Annotated in this window: 15 protein-coding genes and 1 tRNA gene; 13 read left to right on the top strand and 3 right to left on the bottom strand. The window is 52.6% G+C overall.

What is annotated here, in order from left to right; genetic code table 11:
• Positions 1–104 precede the first annotated feature (104 nt).
• Both clpP and BMX45_RS15030 read right to left on the bottom strand, forming a co-directional pair.
• Positions 105–701 (bottom strand): ATP-dependent Clp endopeptidase proteolytic subunit ClpP, encoded by a 597-nt coding sequence (gene clpP, locus BMX45_RS15035; protein WP_009593635.1) that lies wholly within the window; start codon positions 699–701, stop codon positions 105–107.
• 162 nt (positions 702–863) lie between these two features.
• Positions 864–938: transfer RNA gene (locus BMX45_RS15030), tRNA-Arg, on the bottom strand.
• A 257-nt stretch (positions 939–1,195) separates the two neighbouring features.
• On the opposite strand from BMX45_RS15030, the gene BMX45_RS15025 reads away from it, so the two are divergent.
• The 13 genes from BMX45_RS15025 to BMX45_RS14965 all read left to right on the top strand — a co-directional run bounded on the left by BMX45_RS15025 (position 1,196) and on the right by BMX45_RS14965 (position 20,058).
• Positions 1,196–2,239 carry a sugar-binding transcriptional regulator gene (locus tag BMX45_RS15025; protein WP_090910357.1) on the top strand — a complete coding sequence of 348 codons (1,044 nt, stop codon included), beginning with the start codon at positions 1,196–1,198 and terminating at the stop codon, positions 2,237–2,239.
• Between the two features lie 99 nt (positions 2,240–2,338).
• Positions 2,339–3,343, top strand: a complete 1,005-nt coding sequence (gene gap / locus BMX45_RS15020; RefSeq protein ID WP_076326192.1) for a type I glyceraldehyde-3-phosphate dehydrogenase — start codon at positions 2,339–2,341, stop codon at positions 3,341–3,343.
• 195 nt (positions 3,344–3,538) lie between these two features.
• A complete protein-coding gene (gene pgk, locus BMX45_RS15015; protein ID WP_090910356.1) occupies positions 3,539–4,720 on the top strand; it encodes a phosphoglycerate kinase in 1,182 nt (393 codons plus the stop codon).
• A gap of 79 nt (positions 4,721–4,799) precedes the next feature.
• Positions 4,800–5,552, top strand: a complete 753-nt coding sequence (gene tpiA, locus BMX45_RS15010) for a triose-phosphate isomerase (protein WP_012818438.1) — start codon at positions 4,800–4,802, stop codon at positions 5,550–5,552.
• Positions 5,553–7,097 carry a 2,3-bisphosphoglycerate-independent phosphoglycerate mutase gene (gene gpmI, locus BMX45_RS15005; RefSeq protein WP_090910355.1) on the top strand — a complete coding sequence of 515 codons (1,545 nt, stop codon included), beginning with the start codon at positions 5,553–5,555 and terminating at the stop codon, positions 7,095–7,097.
• A gap of 49 nt (positions 7,098–7,146) precedes the next feature.
• Positions 7,147–8,436: a phosphopyruvate hydratase gene (gene eno, locus BMX45_RS15000; RefSeq protein WP_009593642.1), complete on the top strand. Its 1,290-nt coding sequence runs from the start codon at positions 7,147–7,149 to the stop codon at positions 8,434–8,436.
• Between the two features lie 1,002 nt (positions 8,437–9,438).
• Complete coding sequence (locus BMX45_RS14995) at positions 9,439–11,289, top strand: S-layer homology domain-containing protein (protein WP_090910354.1); 1,851 nt, start codon at positions 9,439–9,441, stop codon at positions 11,287–11,289.
• Positions 11,290–11,591: 302 nt separating this feature from the next.
• The gene (locus tag BMX45_RS14990; protein WP_090910353.1) at positions 11,592–13,376 is read left to right on the top strand and encodes a sensor histidine kinase; all 1,785 of its coding nucleotides are present in this window, start codon (positions 11,592–11,594) and stop codon (positions 13,374–13,376) included.
• Between the two features lie 70 nt (positions 13,377–13,446).
• Positions 13,447–14,271 carry a response regulator gene (locus tag BMX45_RS14985; protein ID WP_090910352.1) on the top strand — a complete coding sequence of 275 codons (825 nt, stop codon included), beginning with the start codon at positions 13,447–13,449 and terminating at the stop codon, positions 14,269–14,271.
• Positions 14,272–14,423: 152 nt separating this feature from the next.
• A complete protein-coding gene (locus BMX45_RS14980; RefSeq protein ID WP_090910351.1) occupies positions 14,424–15,755 on the top strand; it encodes an ABC transporter substrate-binding protein in 1,332 nt (443 codons plus the stop codon).
• A 273-nt stretch (positions 15,756–16,028) separates the two neighbouring features.
• On the top strand, positions 16,029–16,910 hold the full coding sequence (locus tag BMX45_RS14975) for a carbohydrate ABC transporter permease (protein ID WP_090910350.1): 882 nt from the start codon (positions 16,029–16,031) through the stop codon (positions 16,908–16,910).
• A gap of 12 nt (positions 16,911–16,922) precedes the next feature.
• Positions 16,923–17,750 carry a carbohydrate ABC transporter permease gene (locus tag BMX45_RS14970; RefSeq protein ID WP_090910349.1) on the top strand — a complete coding sequence of 276 codons (828 nt, stop codon included), beginning with the start codon at positions 16,923–16,925 and terminating at the stop codon, positions 17,748–17,750.
• Between the two features lie 52 nt (positions 17,751–17,802).
• A complete protein-coding gene (locus BMX45_RS14965; RefSeq protein WP_090910348.1) occupies positions 17,803–20,058 on the top strand; it encodes an FAD-dependent oxidoreductase in 2,256 nt (751 codons plus the stop codon).
• A gap of 166 nt (positions 20,059–20,224) precedes the next feature.
• Here the strand turns inward: BMX45_RS14965 and BMX45_RS14960 are convergent, their stop codons facing one another.
• Positions 20,225–21,109 carry a LysR family transcriptional regulator gene (locus tag BMX45_RS14960; protein ID WP_090910347.1) on the bottom strand — a complete coding sequence of 295 codons (885 nt, stop codon included), beginning with the start codon at positions 21,107–21,109 and terminating at the stop codon, positions 20,225–20,227.
• Between the last annotated feature and the right edge of the window lie 88 nt (positions 21,110–21,197).

Genomic DNA, 21,197 nt, shown 5'->3' with positions numbered 1-21,197 from the left:
GGAGAGGATATTCTCACTATTTAGTACTCGAAGTTTTCAATGAATCCAGAGGATAAGAAAGGGCAGGTACCGGATATCGGTGCCTGCCCTTTACTTCATTTCTTTTATAAGCCTTGCGGTGGTGTGTTTTCCAGTACTTGATCGATCAGGCCATACTCTTTGGCTTCGTCAGCCGTCATGAAGTAGTCGCGATCAGTGTCCTTCTCGATGCGCTCCAGCGGTTGGCCGGTGCGTTCGGACAGGATGCGGTTCAGCTTGTCGCGCATTTTCAGAATGCGGCGGGCACGGATTTCAATATCCGTGGCTTGACCTTGTGCGCCGCCGAGCGGCTGGTGAATCATGATCTCGCTGTTAGGGAGACCGTAGCGTTTGCCTTTGGCGCCTGCGTTAAGCAGGAATGCGCCCATGGAAGCAGCCATGCCGACACAGATCGTCGAGACGTCCGGCTTGATGAACTGCATCGTATCGAATATCGCCATACCTGCGGTAATGGAACCGCCAGGGCTGTTGATGTAAAGATGAATATCCTTCTCGGGATCCTCAGCCGACAAGAACAGCATTTGGGCAATGATGGAATTGGCGACCACGTCATTTACGTCGGAGCCGAGGAAGATAATGCGGTCTTTCAGCAATCTGGAATAGATGTCGTACGCCCGCTCACCGCGGTTGCTTTGTTCAACGACCATAGGTATAAAACTCACGTGGAAAACCTCCTCTTAAGTACCTCATATAAATACTGTTACCGTATTACCCACATGATAAACAATTTAAATCAAAAAGTCAAAGAAAGTCAAACTATTGAGTAAAAAAAAGAGCCGTTATGGGCACTTTAGGGTAATCAGTATAGAGAATAAATGTTATAATGGCGCGCCCGCGAGGAATCGAACCTCGATCTCAGGCTCCGGAGGCCTACGTCATATCCATTGGACCACGGGCGCACAAAAATCAGCAACGAAGTTGATTATACCGCATCTATTTCAAAAATACAATAGCGGACAAAACTTTGTTCCTATTATATAGACAAGCCGGTAGTTGGCCATAATGAATAAGAATGCCTGGGGTAGAGAAATATACTTTCGGACACTTGCAACCGGCATGATTATTGGTTAGAATAAGGGTGGGACTTAAAAAGTTTAACTGGGACATTTTACGACCAGGTAGGAGAGCCGAGACGAAGTTTGCAGGAGTGGAATGCATGCGTAACCTATTAGAAATACAAGAGCAACTTCTGCCGGATCTGATGGATACTCTTAAACGAAGGTATACCATCCTTCATCAGATCAAGTTGTCCGGCATTGTTGGCCGAAGAACACTGGCTTCATCGCTATCAATGACCGAGCGTGTTCTCAGAGCAGAGACTGATCTTCTGAAAGCGCAAGGGCTGATCGAGATTGAAACGCTCGGCATGCGGATCAGCGGCACAGGGATATGCTTGCTGGAGGAGTTGGAACCGGTCATGAATGAGTTGTTCGGACTGGTTGAACTGGAAGAGAAGATTCGTCAGGCTTACGGGCTTCGTAAAGTGGTCATTATTCCCGGTGACAGCGAGTCATCTCCGGAAGTCAAACGTGAGCTTGGCCGGGCCGGAGCAAGAACGCTGCTTAACTTTGTCCAGGATGGAGATACGATTGCCGTAACAGGCGGCTCCACGCTCGCCGAAGTGGCAGAGCAGATGTCCTCTTTGCCTGGCGGCGAACCGTTGACGAGCACTTGGTTTGTGCCGGCGCGAGGCGGCCTCGGGGAGAGCATGGAGATTCAAGCGAACACCATTGCTTCCAAAATGGCTAAGCGCGTTGGGGCTGAGTACCGATTGCTTCATGTGCCGGATCTGCTCAGCGAGGATGCTTATCAATCGTTGGTTCAGGATCAGCACATCCAGGAGATCGTGGATGTGATCAGGCGCAGCCGCGTCATTATTCACGGCATCGGAGATGCCATGGAGATGGCCAGACGGCGCAAGCTGGATGAAGGCTCTATCCGGAACTTGCAGGCAGATGGCGCGATCGCGGAATCCTTCGGCTATTATTTCAGCGAAGATGGGGAAGTTGTCCACAAAATGCTTACCCTTGGACTCCGGCTTGAGGATATTATGCGGACGGAGACCATCATCGGCATTGCTGGAGGGCAAGGCAAGGGCAAAGCGATCCATGCGGTGCTGAAATTCGGACACGAGGACATTCTCGTTACGGATGAAGCCGCGGCATTGGAAGTCGAGAAGGAAATTGACGCCGGCATCTGAGTCCGCGGGCGTACAACTGATTTTTCGTTTTTGTTGTCTTGATTGGCTTAACGGCCAATCTTGAATATATAAATTTTACAAATATGGAGGGAACTACTCATGGTTAAAGTAGGTATTAACGGTTTTGGACGTATTGGACGTAACGTATTCCGCGCTGCGCTGAACAACAGCGAAGTTGAAATCGTGGCAATCAACGATTTGACGGACGTAAAAACGCTGGCACACCTTTTGAAATATGACACCACTCATGGCAGACTGAATGCAACTGTTGAAGCTAAAGAAGGCGCACTCGTTGTAAACGGCCGCGAAGTGAAAGTATTCGCTGAGCGTAACCCTGAAGCATTGCCTTGGGCTGAGTACGGCGTTGAAATCGTTGTTGAATCCACTGGTATTTTCACAGCGAAAGACAAAGCTTCCGCTCACTTGAAAGGCGGCGCTAAGAAAGTTATCATCTCCGCTCCAGCTACTGACGAAGATATCACCATCGTTATGGGCGTTAACGAAGACAAATACGATGCTGCTAGCCACACCATCATCTCCAATGCTTCTTGTACGACGAACTGCTTGGCTCCTTTTGCAAAAGTTCTTGACGAGAACTTTGGTATCGTTAAAGGATTGATGACTACAATTCACTCCTACACAAATGACCAGCAAGTGCTTGATCTGCCGCACAAAGACCTGCGTCGTGCTCGTGCAGCTGCTGAAAACATCATTCCTTCCACAACAGGTGCTGCTAAAGCGGTTAGCCTCGTTCTGCCACAATTGAAAGGCAAATTGAACGGTAACTCTATGCGTGTACCTACGAAGAACGTTTCCGTAACGGACCTCGTAGTAGAGCTCTCCAAAAACGTAACCCTTGAAGATGTTAACGGAGCTCTGAAAGCAGCTGCTGAAGGCCCGCTGAAAGGCATCTTGAACTACTCCGAAGAGCCGCTTGTATCCAGCGACTACAATGGCGATCCAGCTTCTTCCACTATCGATTCGCTCTCCACTATGGTAGTTGGCGACAACATGGTGAAAGTTGTTTCTTGGTATGACAACGAGTGGGGCTACTCCAACCGTGTCGTTGACCTCGCTGCTTACATCGCAAGCAAAGGTCTGTAATTGATCTAGCCATTCAACCGAAGAGGAGTTCCGTTCACGGGTCTCCTCTTTGGTTCATGGTTTTTCCTTGTTTTCATGCCAGAGCACTGGGAAGAATAGATAAGAATCCGGGCGCTGGTTAGACGATAGAGAGAGATACGAGAGCAACTGCATGCTGTCGGTGAGGAGAATAGTTTTCTTAGGAGGAACGTGGAGATGAACAAGAAAAGTGTACGTGATGTAGAAGTAAGCGGCAAACGGGTGTTTGTCCGCGTCGATTTCAATGTACCGCTCGAAGATGGTAAAATTACAGACGACACTCGTATTCGCGAGACTTTGCCGACGATTAAGTATCTGGTGGAGCAAGGAGCAAAAGTCATCCTGGCCAGCCACATGGGTCGTCCCAAAGGAGAGGTCGTAGAATCTTTGCGCCTGACTCCGGCAAGTCAGCGTCTGTCGGAACTGCTCGGCAAACCGGTAGCCAAAGCGGATGAAGCGGTAGGAGAAGCCGTTAAAACTCAAGTCGAGAAGCTGCAGAACGGCGATGTGCTCGTGCTTGAAAATGTTCGTTTTTACCCTGGTGAAGAGAAGAATGATCCGGAACTTGCGAAGCAATTCGCTGAGCTGGCCGATCTGTTCGTGAACGACGCGTTTGGTGCTGCTCACCGTGCGCACGCTTCGACAGAGGGGATTGCTCATCATCTTCCGGCCGTATCGGGATTGTTGATGGAGAAAGAGCTGTCCGTTCTCGGCAAAGCCCTTTCGAATCCGGACCGTCCTTTTACCGCCATCATCGGTGGATCGAAGGTTAAGGACAAAATCGACGTGATCGACAACCTGCTTACGCTTGCTGACAATGTCATCATCGGCGGTGGACTTGCTTACACGTTCTTCAAAGCTCAAGGCCATGAAATCGGTCAATCTCTGCTTGATAAAGAGAAGCTTGATGTGGCACTCGGTTTCATCGAGAAGGCCAAAGAGCTGGGCAAAAACTTCTACCTGCCGGAAGATATCGTCGTTACGGACGAATTCAGCGCAGACGCGAATACCAAGGTCGTTGATATCGACGGCATCCCAGCCGATTGGGAAGGCGTTGACATCGGTCCTAAGACTCGCGCCAAGTATGCAGAAGTGATCAAGAACTCCAAACTTGTCGTGTGGAACGGTCCTATGGGCGTATTCGAAATCGCTCCGTTCAGCAACGGTACTCGTGAAGTGGCACAGGCCTGTGCGGAAACGGAAGCTTACACGATTATCGGCGGCGGCGACTCGGCTGCAGCAGCGGAAAAATTCGGCCTTGCCGACAAGATGGATCACATCTCGACAGGCGGCGGCGCATCTCTTGAGTTCATGGAAGGCAAAGCACTTCCTGGTGTTGTGGCACTGAACGATAAATAGAATGAGGAACTACATTGGATAGCAAGTGGATGAAGTTTGGACCCTGGAGAATCTTCGGGGGAATAAAGGAGTGAATCGTGTGAGAACACCTATCATAGCTGGTAACTGGAAAATGTTCAAAACTGTTCCGGAAGCAACTTCATTTATTGAAGATGTGAAAGGCAAAGCGGAAGTAGAAGGCGTGGAAAGCGTGATCTGCGCGCCGTTTACCAATCTTCCTGCATTGGTTGAAGCGGCAAAGGGCACGAACATCAAAATCGGTGCACAAAATCTTCATTTCGAAGACAATGGCGCCTTTACGGGTGAAATCAGCGGCTTGATGCTGAAAGACCTGGGCGTGGACTACGTCATTATTGGACATTCCGAGCGCCGTCAGTATTTTGCTGAAACCGATGAGATCGTGAACAAGAAGGTACATGCGGCATTCCGTCATGGTCTTCTTCCGATCGTATGCGTTGGCGAGAAGCTGGAAGAACGCGAAGCCGGCCAAACCAAAGACGTGTGCAAAGTACAAACGGAAGCAGCGTTCGCAGGTGTTCCTGCTGATCAAGCGGTTCATGTCGTTATTGCTTACGAGCCAATCTGGGCAATCGGAACGGGCAAATCCTCCACGGCAGAGGATGCGAATGAAGTCATCGCCTATATTCGCGAACTCGTTAAAGGCCTGTACGGCGAAACCGTTGCAGACCAAGTTCGCATTCAATACGGCGGCAGCGTGAAGCCTGAAAATGTAGCGGAGTATATGGGACAAAGCGACATCGACGGCGCGCTCGTTGGTGGTGCAAGTCTACAACCGGCTTCCTACATCGCACTCGTTGAGGGGGCGAAGTAAATGTCTGCTCCAAAACCCGTAGCTCTGATCATTATGGACGGTTTCGGGCTTCGCAACACCGAGGTGGGCAATGCGGTCGCTCAAGCGAACAAGCCTAACTACGACCGGTATTTGAAGCAATATCCGAACACCACGTTGACCGCTTGCGGCGAAGCCGTAGGCTTGCCGGAAGGTCAAATGGGGAACTCCGAAGTGGGTCACTTGAACATCGGCGCAGGCCGGATCGTGTATCAGGATTTGACCCGCATCACGAAGTCGATTCGCGAAGGAGAATTCTTCGAGAATGAAACGCTTGTGGAAGCCGTTCGCGCTGCCAAGAACAACAACAAGAAGCTGCATCTGTACGGGCTGGTATCCGACGGTGGCGTTCACAGTCACATTGAGCACATGTTTGCGATGCTGGATCTTTGCAAGAAGGAAGATTTCCATGACGTATACATCCATGGTTTCATGGATGGACGCGACGTGGCACCGGACAGCGGCAGGCAGTTCGTTAAGGATCTGATTGCGAAGATTGAGGAAGTGGGCGTTGGCCAAATCGCTACGCTTTCCGGTCGTTACTACGCAATGGACCGCGACAAGCGTTGGGACCGCGTCGAGAAGGCATACCGTGCGATGGTGTACGGCGAAGGCCCTAAATATACGGATCCGCTGAAAGCCATCACCGAATCCTACGAGAAATCGGTTTATGATGAATTCGTAGAGCCGACCGTCATGGTGAATGGCGCGGGAGAGCCGGTAAGCCTGGTGGAGAGCGGAGATTCCGTCATCTTCCTGAACTATCGCCCTGACCGTGCGATCCAGCTGTCCCAAGTGTTCACGAACAAAGATTTCCGTGGTTTCGATCGCGGACCGAAGTTCCCGCAAAGCTTGCATTTTGTCTGCTTGACGCTGTTCAGCGAGACGGTGGAAGGCTTCGTCGCCTACAAGCCGAAGGATCTGGACAACACGCTGGGCGAAGTGCTGGTTCAGCACAACAAGAAGCAGCTTCGCATTGCGGAAACGGAGAAGTACCCGCACGTGACGTTCTTCTTCAGCGGCGGACGCGATGTTGAGCTTCCAGGCGAAACGCGCGTATTGATCAACTCGCCGAAGGTGGCGACGTACGATCTGAAGCCGGAGATGAGCGCCTATGAGGTGGCGGATGCTTGCGTGAGAGAAATCGAAGCGGATAAGCATGACGCGATCATCTTGAATTTCGCGAACCCGGACATGGTTGGTCACTCCGGTATGCTGGAGCCTACCGTTAAAGCGGTAGAAACCACCGATGAGTGCGTTGGCAAAGTGGTGGATGCCGTTCTTGCCAAAGGCGGCGTGGTTATCATTACGGCTGACCACGGAAATGCGGACATGGTATTCGATGAGAATGGCCGTCCATTCACCGCTCATACCACGAACCCGGTTCCGTTCATCGTAACGGATGAGAACGTATCGCTGCGTGAAGGCGGTATTCTGGCCGACATCGCGCCAACGATTCTTGATCTGATGGGGCTGCCGAAGCCTGACGAGATGACGGGAACCTCCATGATTGCAGCACGTAAATAAGTAGTTCATAATGGAACATAAACATAACATTTCAAAGGAGACTATACACATGACTATTATTTCTGATGTATATGCACGCGAAGTCCTTGACTCCCGCGGCAATCCAACCGTAGAGGTTGAAGTATACCTGGAATCCGGTGCAATCGGTCGCGCTATCGTTCCATCCGGTGCTTCCACTGGCGTTCACGAAGCGGTTGAGCTTCGCGACGACGACAAATCCCGTTACCTGGGCAAAGGCGTTCTGAAAGCCGTTGAGAACGTGAACGAAATCATCGCTCCTGAAGTGATCGGCATGGACGCTCTGGACCAGCTCGGCATCGACAAGCTGATGATTGCTTTGGACGGTACGCCAAACAAAGGCAAATTGGGTGCGAACGCCATCTTGGCCGTATCCATGGCTGTAGCTCGCGCTGCTGCTGATGCTTTGGATCTTCCGCTGTATGTATACCTTGGCGGATTCAACGCCAAACAACTTCCAGTACCTATGATGAACATCGTGAACGGTGGCGCTCACGCGGACAACAACGTGGACGTACAAGAATTCATGGTATTGCCTGTTGGCGCACCTAGCTTCAAAGAAGCTCTTCGCATGGGCGCTGAAATCTTCCACAACCTGAAATCCGTTCTGAAGGGCAAAGGCCTGAACACGGCGGTTGGTGACGAAGGCGGCTTCGCTCCTAACTTCACGTCCAACGAAGATGCACTGTCTTCCATCATCGAAGCGATCGAAAAAGCCGGCTACAAGCCAGGCGAAGATGTATTGCTGGGTATGGACGTTGCTTCCACCGAGTTCTTCAAAGACGGCAAGTATGTTCTGGAAGGCGAAGGCAAATCCTTCACGCCGGCAGAATTCGTTGACCTGCTCGCTTCTTGGGTAGACAAATACCCGATCGTAACCATCGAAGACGGATGCTCCGAGGACGATTGGGAAGGTTGGAAATTGCTCACCGAGAAATTGGGCAACAAAATTCAACTCGTGGGTGACGACCTGTTCGTTACGAACACGGAGCGTCTGGAAAAAGGCATCAACGAGGGTATCGGTAACTCCATCCTGATCAAAGTAAACCAAATCGGTACATTGACTGAAACTTTCGATGCGATCGAAATGGCAAAACGCGCAGGATACACGGCTGTCATCTCCCACCGTTCCGGTGAGTCCGAGGACAGCACCATCGCTGATATCGCGGTGGCTACTAACGCGGGTCAAATCAAAACGGGTGCTCCTTCCCGTACCGACCGTGTGGCGAAATACAACCAATTGCTTCGCATCGAAGACCAATTGGGCGAGCTTGCTCAATACAACGGCTTGAAGTCGTTCTACAACCTGAAGCAAAAATAATTGAAATAAGAGAAAGCCCAGCTCCTGCTTTTGAGGGAGCTGGGCTTTTTTGCATTGGTTTTAGGGATGTCGGGGGGAGGGAGAGGCTGCACCTTGGATTGGGAGCTGAGGGGCGGTGCGTATATCGGTTCCGGTCGCTGTTAAAATCGGGAAGCAGGAATGAAATAGGTTTAAGGAAGCCTCCCGATTTTAAAGGCGAACGCGTTGCTCCTCCACCCGATATACGCACCTGAGCAGGGGAGAGGTGTGGAGCCTCTTGGGGGCATCTCGTAGGAGTGCAAAGAAAGCCCAGCTCATGTTAGGTCACATGAGCTGGGCTTTTGGGTGTGGGAGGGGGAGAAAGGGAAGGGCGGCGCACTCTGTTATCGTGCTGTGGGACGGTGCGTATATCGGTTCCGGTCGCTGTTAAAATCGGGAAGCAGGAATGAAATAGGTTTAAGGAAGCCTCCCGATTTTAAAGGCGAACGCGCTGCTCCTCCATCGATATACGCACCTGAGCGGGGAAGAGGTGTGCAGCCTCTTGGGGGCATCTCGTAGGAATGCAAAGAAGAAAGTCTGGCTCATGTTAGGTCACATGAGCCGGGCTTTTGGGTGTGGGAGGAGGAGAGATCGAATGGCTGCACACTCTGTTATCGTGCCGTGGGGCGGTGCGTATATCGTCTCCGGTCGCTGTTAAAATCGGGAAGCTGGAATGGAACAGGCTAAGGAAGCTTCCCGATTTTAAAGGCGAACGCGCTGCTCCTCCACCGATATACGCACCTGAGCAGGGGAGGAGGCGTGCAGCCACTTGTGGAGTATCTCATAGGAGTGCAAAGAAGAGCCCAGCTCTGTGATATCACATGAGCGGGGCTTTTGGGTGTGGGAGAAGGAGAGATCGAGACCGGAATACTCTATTAGATCTACAAGCCTATCTTTTTATAGTACAAGTTTCCTATATTTGCCGTTATAATGATGAAGACAGAAGTTATAGGAAAAATACGAGAAGTAAGGTGGCTTGAATCTATGAAACGATCACTCCAACGATCGAGAAAATGGCTGATTCTGCCTGCGGCTATGCTGATCGCAGCAGTCTTATCGGCCCCCGATGCCCATGCAGCTGACGTTCAGCAGCTGACGGGAGATCGAACGAAGCAGGATATCCTGAATAAATGGCAGCAGTACAAACCCATGGATACAGGCACATCCTACATGGGGCCAGAACGAATTTACATGGAATCGCCAAGCGTCGCCGTACCCTATAAGGCTGGGACGATAAAACCGGAATACATCGAGGACGGCCTTCACGCCGTCAATTTTGTAAGATACCTATCCGGCCTGCCTGATGACGTGACAGCCAACTCTTCGCTTGCAGGGCAGCAGCAGGCGGCAGCGCTTGTAAACGCCCTGCATCAAAAGCTGAGCCATTATCCAACCATGCCGGCCGGCATGGACGATTCGCTGTACGCTTCAGCGAAGGAAGGAGCGAAGACAAGCAACCTTTACGGGGGCAGCCCGACCTTTTATGACAATGTCCTTGGGTATATGGCGGATAGCGGGGCTACGAATATCGATCGCGTCGGACACCGCCGGTGGATCATCAATCCGGAGATGAAACAGACCATGTTCGGTATGGTACATACAGCCAACAACGTTGCCTATGCGTCGATGTACGCGATGGACAAGGGCCGCCCAGCTTCCGAAGTTCAGTATGATTACATCGCCTGGCCGTCTGCAGGATATTTTCCGGAAGAGGTTTTTAAGACAAACGATCCATGGTCGGTGTCGTTGAACCCGCAAAAGTATGACCGGATAAGAACGGACCAGATTCAAGTGAAATTGACCCGTGTCAGGGACGGGAAAGAGTGGAGCTTTGACAAAAGCGACAACGATAAATCGGGCAAATATTTCAATGTACAGACCAGCTATTACGGCGTGCCGTTTGCCGTCATTTTTAGGCCTGACGGCATAGGCGATTTTGCGCCGGACGATGTCTTCACCGTTCAGATCACGGGTCTATATACCGCATCCGGAAGCGCAGCACAGGTTGAGTTCAACACGACGTTTTTCAAAATGATGCCTGGTTTGTTGGCCCGCTACGATATTCAGCTTCAAAAGGGGGAAACCCTTCAAATGGGTCTCACCGACGGGCTGCAAACCAGCGGCAATACGTTCAAAAGCGGAGATAACCGGATCGTGGAGATTGATGCAAACGGCAAGGTCAAAGCGGTAGGCAAGGGATCGACATGGATCTCTGCCAATGATTATCTGGGGTCGAGAAGCCGGGTCTACGTTAACGTGAATGATGGTCCGGCTGATGGCAAAGTAAGTAACTGGGCTCAAGCGGATTACATGAAGGCCAAAGCGAATGGCATTATCGGCTGGCCGTTTGACCGATCTTACCAGCAGCCGATCACCAGAGCGGAGTTTACGGAGATGGCGGTACATATGATCGAGACCATGCTGGGACAGGATCTTTATATGGACGTCATCGACGTTAAGACCCCGTTTAAGGACGTCGATGATTGGACCGTGACGTGGGCAAGCCAAAACGGTATCATCAACGGGACATCGCCGCAATCCTTCTCTCCGCGAGCGACCATCACCAGAGAACAGGCTGCCGCGCTGATCCTTCAGGTGTATGCCAAGACGAATGAATTGAAAGGCAGACCGGCATCAACCGGATCCGCTTCGGTTTCTCGTTTCGCGGACGATAGCAGCATCTCGCCATGGGCGAAGGAACAAGTATACCAAGCGATAGATCTCTCTTTAATGAACGGCATGGCCAAGAATCAGTTCAACCCGAAAGGCGAGCTCACCTTCGAGCAGACCTATGTGCTGCTGTTAAATTGCTTTGAAATGCTGATGGGAAAGTAAGTTTTTTAAATTGGATATCAAACGCAACAAGCATGATCGGGAATGGCTGACCTCATCGTTAGCGGGCGTGATCGTTAACGCGCTTGAGCACGAAATGTGATGATGCAGTAGATGAAGACCAAGCTCTCTTACGGAGAGTTTGGTCTTTTTTGTCTGATAAAATAGAACAAATCTACACATTCACACCGTCTGCCCCGGGCATCGACCGCACATATCCATGCAATTTCAGGCATTGCCGTTCTCAAGCGAACCGGTGCTGATATAATTGAAGAACAAGCAAGCGAAAAGGAGAGTGCGGGAGGGTGCTGAACCGAATACGATCCCTGTTTCCACACAAGCTGAAATACCGTCTGTTTGCCGCGTTCGTTCTGGTCATACTGCTGCCTTTCGGCATTTTGAATTTGTACAACTACCAGCGGATCGAAACCTTGGTTCAGGAGAAAATCAGCCAGCAGAGCCACAGCCAGCTGGAGCAGATGTACCGAACGCTGGAGGATCAGTTGAGCGTAGCCTTCAAAACGCTGATATTTCTGGAGCAGGATTCAACGGTGGCCTCCGTGCTGACCCATCCCGGACAGCGGCAGGGACTCGAGAACAAAAACCTGATGGAGGAAAAGTTCAAAAATTTGAACAACAGCTTCTTCTTGTATAATCCGTCGGTCTACTTCACGATTCTCGATTTTCATGGCAACGCTTACACTTCTTATTCTCCCAGGGAGGCGCTCGATTACAGGAAGCTGCGGGACAACCCTGGCTTTGATAGGGAACAGATGGAGGGCGTGTCGTATCATTGGGTTTCGAGCGATGCGAACTACGTGCTGCGGGATATCTCGACGAGTCCTTACCTGCTATCGCTGTACGCGTACATGGAAACTCCCCGCAACAAGCCGTACGGCATGGCCCGGATCAGCATCGACTACTCCTTCTGGTTTCAATCGGTATTGAAGCAGTCGACGCTGCGCCAGGAATATTATTTGATTACAAGCGATGGCGCGAACGTATCCCAATCGATCTTGAACAGCAGTCTGACCGGCGAGGTGAAAGCCAGGATTGCGGCCGAGCCCAGGCAGAAGTATTTTATCGATAAAGCCTCCAACACCCTGGTGAATTACATTTACGTGGAATCGCTGGATTGGTATATCGTGAACCGGATTCCGCTGACGGTGCTCTTTAACGAGATCGAGGAGCTGAAGCGTCAATATTTCATGACCTTTTTCCTGCTGACCGGCGCTTTTCTCATCATGACCTTCATTATTGCCGCCACGATTACCCGGCCGTTATCCCATTTGCAGAATAAGATGAAGGCCGTTGTCCGCAACAATCTGAAAATCCGGCTGCCGGAGCATAAGTTCCGGGGCGAGATTCTGGAACTGACGCAGACGTTCAATTCCATGCTCAACGACATGGATATGCTGATTCAGCGATTGAAGGCCGAGGAAAGGCAGAAGGAAGCGGTGCATTTTCATATGCTGCTGGCTCAGATGAACCCGCATTTTCTGCTCAACACGCTCAATACGGTCAAGTGGAGTGCCATTCGTCACGGGAATGAGGATATCACGAATATCACCCTGTCTCTGGGCAAGCTGCTGGAGGCGAGCCTGAATACGGAGAAGGATCTGGTGCACCTGAAGGATGAGATCGAGCTGGTGCAGGCCTATGTCCATATTCAGCAGGTGCGTTATAATCACCGTTTTGACGTGACCTTTGCGTATGATGAGGACATCCTCTATGCGCTTGTGCCCAAGCTCTCCCTGCAGCCGCTCGTGGAGAATGCCATCCTGCACGGAATCGGGCCGATGCAGGAGCCGGAGGGTCTCATTGAAATTAAGGTTACCCGGGAGGGGCCGAACCGATTGGCTGTGGAGATCAAGGACAACGGCGTCGGCATGGAGCAGTCCCGGCAGGCGGGCGGAATGCGTAAACGTCCGGGCATCGGTCTCAACAATGTACAAGAGCTGCTGCGGCTGTTATTTAAAGAAGAGGGCAGCATGGAGATTATATCTTCGGAGCGGGGAACGCGGATTCGATTTTCTATCCCGCTGTTAATCTCAACGCCTTATCAGAACGATCACTTGATTTCATCATAACGGGCAGATGATTCGCCTCTGGCCTATGTAGGCTTGAAACCGGATTGAAAGCTGCGAGGAGGAGAGACTTATGTGGAAGGTGCTGCTGGTGGAGGATGAGGTGTTTGTGCGAGAGTCCGTGCGGGAGATCATCGCGTGGGAGGAGCTTGGATTCAAGGTGGCGGGAGAGGCAGGCAACGGCGCCGAGGCGCTGGAGATGATCCGGAGCAATCCGCCCGATCTCGTGCTGACCGATATCGTGATGCCGGAGATGGACGGCGTGGAGCTCCTCCGCAGAACCCGGGAAGAAGGGTATGCCTCGAAGTTCGTAATGCTGACCTGCATGAGTGAATTCGAGTATGTCCGGCAAGCGATGGAATACGGGGCATCCAACTATATCCTGAAGCTGTCGATGAGCGTGAATACGCTGCGGGAAACGCTGCACAAAATGAATGCCGAGCTGTCCAAGAGTAACCCGAGTCCGAACCCAAGCCCGAATCAAAGCCAAGCTGTTTCAATTCCGGTCGCATCCACGGAGACGGTGCCGCCACAGCCGGGGCATCATGCCTTCCCCCAGGAAATTACGTCGCACCCGGAAGTACAGAAAATATTGCAATACATCCATGAGCACTACGAGCAGGACATTACGGTAAAATCGATGTCGGGCTACGTGATGATGGGCGAGAATTACGTCAGCGCGCTCTTCAAGAAAAAGACCGGACGCACCTTGATTCATTATTTGCATCAGGTCCGGGTGGATAAAGCCATCGCGTATTTGCTTCAAACCGACCTCCCTGTTCACGAGATCGGCCTTCGGGTGGGGTTCGTGAACGACAATTATTTTATAAAGATATTCAAGCGGTTGACCGGCTTCACGCCGAGCAAATACAGACAACACAACAAAGACGCTAAATAGAACGATTCTATGCAGGGCATAGGATTCGCCGAAACAGGAATTCCATCGTTTTGTTCCATTATCTGAATGGATATGTAGCTTAAAAGCGGCTCCCGTTCCCTGCTACGATGAGAGGGCATCACACCAATATGATTCTCGGGGAGGTCTCTAATGTGAGAAATAAAAAAGGATGGGCGATGCTTCTCATCGGCGTATTGCTAATGGGTCTTCTTGCAGGCTGCGGCGGCAAAACAGCGTCATCCGCGAATGAGGGACAAGGAACGGACAATTCGAAAGCGCCTTCATCCGGCGATCCGGTCAAACTAACCATGTGGGGCGGCGTACCGCCGGAGGCGGGACCGCAAGAGGTCATCGACGCGTGGAATGCCGAGCATCCCGATATTCAAGTTGAGTATGTCCGCTACGTCAATGACGATGACGGAAACCTGAAGCTCGATACGGCCATGATTACGGGCCAGGATGTCGACCTGTTCGTGAATTACACGCTTTCTCAAACGTCCAAACGGGTGGAGTCCAACCTGGCCTTGGATCTGAGCCAATTCGACGATTACGATATCGACGAGAAAATGGGGCCTGACGCCGAAGGCTGGAAAATCAACGGGAAGTATTACGGGATGCCAACCACGAAAAGCGCCTTCTTCGTCGCGCTGAACAAGGATGCCCTTGATGCGGCCGGCTTGCCCGTTCCGAAGGACTGGACGTGGGATGAACTGCGCGAATATGCCAAGAAGCTTAAAGTCGGCAATAACTACGGATTTATTCAAAATATGGAGCCGTTCGTCGATCCGATTGATTCGGTGTTATCGCAAGAGGGGTACACCAAGGCGGACGGAACTTCGAATCTGGACCACCCGCTGGTCAAAAAATGGCTGGAAACCCTGAACGTCATGATGAAGGAGGACAAGACCACGCCGCCGCTAGGAGAGCAGCTGACTTCCAAAATGCCGGTGGAGCAAGTGTTCCTGAGCGGGGAAGTGCCTATGCTGAATATCGGGGCTTGGCTGCTGCGAAGTTCGAATAACTTTACGGATTTCCCGCGCGACTTCACTATCGCGTTCGCTCAAGTGCCGAGACTAACGGACAGTGCGGACAGCTACGTGACAAGGGGCGGCCTCGGTGATTACATCTCCATTAATGCCAAATCCAAAAAACAAGCAGAAGCTTGGGAATTCCTGAAGTGGTATGCGGACGGAGGCATGGCTCCTATGGCCGCGGGCGGAAGATTGCCGGCTTCGAAGGACGCCGATCAGGATGAGGCGTTAAATAACCTGCTCGGTGATAAGAAAGACACGTATGACCTGGATTCCTTGATGCACGTCATGTTCGAAGACAAAACGCCTACGTACGTTAGGAGCTTGCCGCAAGAGGTGATGGATATGCGGGCTCAGGAGTATGAGAAGTATTTCCTTAACGCCCAATCGCTCGATCAAACGCTGGAGGCCATGGTGAACCGGCACAATACGTTTTTAAAAGAAGGCAAATAAGGGGCTGTCGGCTCCAATAGAAGGGGACTATCGCTTCGGGCGGCGGTCCCCTTTTTGTTCCGCTTCGACACTGCCTATCTCGGCATGATCCGGGCAGGGGGTTGATTGCCGCTTTATTCTCGTCGGCCATAGAACAAATCTACGGAGACGCTGAAATTCACAACCCTGCAATTGCATACTTCTGTAGCATAAATTCGAAGGTTTTGTTCCTTATCCCCGCTTGGTCCCGACTGCTATGCTTGAGATGAAAAAGACCAAGAGGAGTGGGGCTATGTGAAAACATCCTGGATGAAACGGCAACAGTATCTCGGCTATCTGTTTATCGGTCCGAACATGGTTGGCGTGATGCTGTTTTTTATTGTGCCAGCCTTGTATTCGTTCTATCTGATGTTTACGGACTACAAATTTATGAGCTCGGACACGAAGTTCGTCGGTCTGGCCAACATTCAAAAAATGCTGGGTGACGAGGTCTTCTACATTGCGATCAAAAATACGCTGTTCTTTCTGTTATCCGTTCCTATATCGATCGGACTGGCTTTCATCGTCGCCGTGGTTCTGAACCGCTCGGTGTATTTAAAAAAGCTGCTCCGCGCCTTATATTTCATGCCTTACATCACCAGCGGCGTCGCTGTGGCCTTCGTATGGATGCTGCTGTTCCATCCGAATAACGGCCCGATCAACGGAATCCTCAAGTCGTTCGGCATAACCAATCCCCCGGGATGGCTGTCCACCATGGATTCCTCCATGTATGCCATCGACATCATCTGGATCTGGTTCATGCTCGGTTATAACATGATCATCTACCTGGCCGCGCTGCAAGAGGTCTCAACGGAACTGCTGGAGGCCGCCAAAATCGACGGGGCCCGCGCCTGGCAAACGGTTCGCAGCATCCTGTGGCCGCTCGTCAGTCCCACGACCTTCCTGCTGCTTATTACCGGACTCATTATGACCATCAAGCAGTTCGGGATCATTCAAGCCATTACACAAGGGGGCCCGGGCAACAGCACCACCGTGTTATCCCTGTTCATATACCAGAATGCCTTCCGCTACTACGAAATGGGTTATGCATCCGCGATCTCCTGGGCGCTGTTCTTGATCATCATGATCTTCACCGTCATTCAATGGATCGGTCAGAAGCGCTGGGTTCACTATTAAGGAGGAAGGACAATGACCAAAGCCTTATACACCAAAATAATCGTCACGCTCATTATGCTGTTCTTCAGCGTGGTTATGATCGTTCCTTTCCTCTGGATGATCAGCACCTCGTTCAAGATGCCGGCGGAAGTATTCCAGTACCCGATTAAGTGGATTCCCGACCAATTCATGTGGGATCATCATGTGAAAGTGTGGACCGGTGCGAACAGCTTTGGCCACTACTACCTCAACTCGCTTAAAGTCGCCTTGATCAGCACCGTCGGAGCGGTATTGCTGTCCGCTTTAGCCGCTTACGGGTTTGCCCGGATCGAGTTCAAGGGACGGAATGCCATGTTCATAATCTATTTGTCGATGATGATGGTCCCTCCTCAGGTCCTGTTTGTGCCGAAGTTCATCATGTTCGACTGGGTCGGCATTTATAACACGCATTGGGCTCTGATATTGCCGGGCGTATTCACGATATTCGGGGTGTTCATGATGCGGCAGTTCTTCTTCTCCGTACCGCATGAAATTTCGGAAGCTGCCTTTATCGACGGAGCCGGACATTTTCGCATTTTTTCCCGGATCATTCTGCCGATGGCGAAACCCTCGCTGGCCACGCTGGCCATTATCGATTTCTCCTGGCACTGGAACGATTACGAGAACGCCTTGGTATTCTTGATCGATCAAGATCTGTATACCGTTCCGCTGGGGCTGCAAAATTTCATTCTCGAAAATACGGTGGATTATAACGGCATGATGGCGGCGGCGACCGCAGGTATCATTCCGATGATTCTCGTGTTCCTGATCGGTCAGAAATATATCATTCAGGGCGTGGCGAGCTCGGCTGTTAAAGGATAGCCCATAATCCATGTCCACAGATGAGCTGGACGAAAATGAAAGGAGAAAGAGCATGAGAAACGAAACGGAAGTAAGCGACATAACGGTGATTGGCGGCGGTTTGGCAGGGGTCTGCGCGGCGGTGGCGGCCGCGAGGCTCGGACAAAAGGTAGCGCTCGTGCAGAACCGCCCGGTTCTGGGCGGCAACTCCAGCAGCGAGGTGCGCGTATGGGTATGCGGCGCGACGGCTCACGGGATCAACCGCTATGCCCGGGAAACCGGCATTATGGGCGAGATGTTCGTGGAGAACCAGTACCGGAATCCGGACGGCAACCCGTATCTATGGGATTTGATCGTGCTGGAGACCGTGCGGGCCGAGCCGAACATCACCCTGTTCTTGAATACGGACGTGCATGAGGTAGAAGCGGACGGAGATTCTGACGCACGGCAGATCCGATCGGTTACCGGTTGGATGATGGGCTCGGAGCGGCGCATCCGGTTTGAGAGCCCCGTGTTCCTGGATTGCACGGGGGACGGGCTGGTCGGATTCCTGGCAGGAGCGAAATACCGGCTCGGGCGGGAAGCGCGCGATGAATACGGGGAAGCGTGGGCGCCGGAGACGGCGGACGATGTGACACTCGGCAGCACGCTGCTGTTCTACACGAAGGATGCCGGACACCCGGTAAAATTCGTGCCGCCCGTCTTTGCCAAGGATATTACGCAGACGCCGATCCCGATCAAACGGGTCATCCGCAGCGGCGACTCGGGCTGCCATTACTGGTGGATCGAATGGGGCGGCGAGCTCGACACCGTGCATGACAATGAGCGGATCCGCGATGAGCTGTGGTCTGTCATATATGGCATATGGGACTATATCAAAAATTCCGGCAAATTCGATGCCGCCAATATGACGCTGGAGTGGGTCGGCGCCCAGCCGGGCAAGCGGGAATACCGCCGGTTTGTCGGCGACTATGTGCTCACGCAGAACGATATTATGGCCCAAGAGCCGTTCGATGACCGGGTCGCATTCGGCGGCTGGTCGATCGATCTGCATCCGCCACAGGGCATGTACGCCGAAGAGAGCGGCTCGAAGCATATGCATGCGGACGGGAATTACCATATCCCGTTCCGCAGCCTGTATTCGGCGAACGTGGCCAACCTGTTGTTCGCCGGGCGCAACATCAGCGCCACCCACGTGGCCTTCGGCACCACGCGGGTGATGGCGACCTGCGCCGTCCTGGGCGAAGCGGCCGGCACGGCTGCGGCGCTGTGCGTCCAGCAGGGCCTCTCCCCTCGCGAGCTGTCCCGCAGCCGGAGCGGGGAGCTTCAGCAGACGCTGCTGAAGCAGGATGCCTCCGTGCTCGGGGTTGCAAACCGCGATCCGCATGATCTGGCCCGAAGCGCCAAGGTCAGCGCATCGTCCCACCTGTCCAGGATCGCGATCGAGGAGGCGGAGGCGCCTTACCCGCTGGAGCGGGACATCGCCGTGCTGATGCCGGCCGATCCGGGGCTGGCGGGCGAGGTGGCATGGCTGGTGGATGCGGAGCAGGAGACCGACATGACGGTGGAGGTTTGGAGCACGGGACGTCCGGAGAATTACGTGCCGGCCGCGTTAGAATTTCGCACCACCGTCCGGATCATGCCGGGGCAGGGACAGTGGGTCCCCGTCCAGCTGGATTGGCAGCCGGCGGAGCCGCAGAACGCCTTTATCATCGTGCGCAAAAATCCGGATCTGACGCTGTATTTGTCGTCCAAGCCGATGAGCGGGCTGCTTGCCTTCGAACGGGGGACGCCAGCCCGCGTCTCCAAAGAGCTGGAAGACCATGATGACAGCCAGCCGGTGGTGGAGTGGAGCATGAAGGGGCTGGTCCGCAAGCTGTTCTGCCTGCGGTCGGCGATCGGTTCAAGGGCGTATCAACCGGAGCATGTCATTGATGGATACAAGCGTCCTTACGGCGGTCCGCATATGTGGGTATCGGAGGGAATCGCAGACGGGGAGACGCCTTGGTTGAAGCTGGAGTGGAAGGGAGTGCAGTCGATCCGCGAGATTCACCTGATCTTCAACGATGATGTCAACGAGGATCTGATCAATCTGCATCATCATCGTACGCCGTTCGACATCATCCCTGAGCTGGTCCGTGCCTACAGACTAGAGGCGCTGGATTCGGAAGGGAAGTGGGTCACCCTTGCCTCGGAGGCGTTGAACCGCCGCCGGAGAACCGTGCACCGTTTGGAGGAGCCCGTTCCTTGCACGGCGCTTCGATTGGTAGTGGAGCGCACGAACGGCTCTGACTATGCCGAGGTTATCGAAGTGAGGGCTTACGGTTAGTTTTTCAAAGCTAACAGCTGCTTGTGCGTTTTCAACAGGTGCCAGCCTGGACAGGATTTGATGAGCAGCAAGCTTATATCTGCTAAGCCGTTAGTCGATACAAACGAAGCAAAGGCAGCCGCACATCCGGCTGCCTTGTTCAGTTGGGAATGTCGGCGGAAGATCGTCAATTCTGCTGCAGCATCTCCAAAAATGCCCCTGCTGCCAGCGATGGCGACTGGTGCTTCCGAACGGCGACACCGATATATCGATCCGGTAACGGAGTATCTGTTCGAAGCTCCAGCAAGGAACCGTCCGAGATGCGGGGCGAGACAAAGGCCCGCGGCAAGAAGGCTGTTCCATAACCGCGCTCGGCAAATTCCGCTAACATGTCCAGGCTGTTCAACTCGAAGTCGGCTTCCACTTCCACCCCTTGCGATCGGAACCACCCTTCGATGAAGGATCGCGTCGAGCTGCCAGGGGATAGCAACAAGAGGGGAAGCTCCGTCAATTCTTCCGTCCGTAGAGGCCTGCGAGCCCAATCTGCGAAGGCCGTTCCAACCACGGCGCAATAAGGTGAAGTACGGGAGTCGATGATATGGATTTCCTCGTCCGATACGGGAAGGTGAACAAAGCCGAGATCCAACGAGCCTTTCTTTAAGCGCTCCACGATGCTGCTGGTTCGCTCCTGTGACAGCTGAATGCGGATGTCGGGATAGCGGGCATGGAATCGGTCGAGCAAGGAGAGGAGAAAGTCCTTAACGATAGCCCCGTTCGCGCCGATCCTCAGTCTGCCTTCGCCGAACTGCTTCAGCTTCTTCAAGCGGCGCTCGGCTGAACCGAGTTCATCAAAGGCTTGCCGTACATGCTGATACAAGGCTTGGCCTTCTTGCGTCAGGCGGACGCCCTTGGATAACCGGTCGAACAGGCCCACGCCGAGCGCTTCTTCCAGCTGTTTGATGGCATAACTCACAGAAGGCTGCGTCATATGGAGGTTTTGTGCGGCTTTCGTCAAATTGGACGTCTCGGCGGCATGCAGAAACACCCGGTACCATTCGGTGTTGGCGATCATTTGTCATCAATCCTCTCTATGGCATCTCTACGATATTACGATTTCATTTATTTCAACTATACCTTTAAACTAAATGAAAAGGAATCGA

It is taken from the genome of Paenibacillus sp. cl141a (assembly GCF_900109305.1).
Classification (GTDB): Bacteria; Bacillota; Bacilli; order Paenibacillales; family Paenibacillaceae; genus Paenibacillus_AQ; species Paenibacillus_AQ lautus_A.
This window is presented reverse-complemented; position numbering and strand designations above follow the sequence as displayed.

Coding starts and splice junctions, on each gene's coding strand:
- gpmI (WP_090910355.1), top strand. CDS start 5,553: ATGTCTGCTCCAAAACCCGTAGCTCTGATCATTATGGACGGTTTCGGG.
- BMX45_RS14970 (WP_090910349.1), top strand. CDS start 16,923: ATGACCAAAGCCTTATACACCAAAATAATCGTCACGCTCATTATGCTG.
- BMX45_RS15025 (WP_090910357.1), top strand. CDS start 1,196: ATGCGTAACCTATTAGAAATACAAGAGCAACTTCTGCCGGATCTGATG.
- BMX45_RS14995 (WP_090910354.1), top strand. CDS start 9,439: ATGAAACGATCACTCCAACGATCGAGAAAATGGCTGATTCTGCCTGCG.
- pgk (WP_090910356.1), top strand. CDS start 3,539: ATGAACAAGAAAAGTGTACGTGATGTAGAAGTAAGCGGCAAACGGGTG.
- gap (WP_076326192.1), top strand. CDS start 2,339: ATGGTTAAAGTAGGTATTAACGGTTTTGGACGTATTGGACGTAACGTA.
- BMX45_RS14965 (WP_090910348.1), top strand. CDS start 17,803: ATGAGAAACGAAACGGAAGTAAGCGACATAACGGTGATTGGCGGCGGT.
- eno (WP_009593642.1), top strand. CDS start 7,147: ATGACTATTATTTCTGATGTATATGCACGCGAAGTCCTTGACTCCCGC.
- BMX45_RS14960 (WP_090910347.1), bottom strand. CDS start 21,109: ATGATCGCCAACACCGAATGGTACCGGGTGTTTCTGCATGCCGCCGAG.
- BMX45_RS14985 (WP_090910352.1), top strand. CDS start 13,447: ATGTGGAAGGTGCTGCTGGTGGAGGATGAGGTGTTTGTGCGAGAGTCC.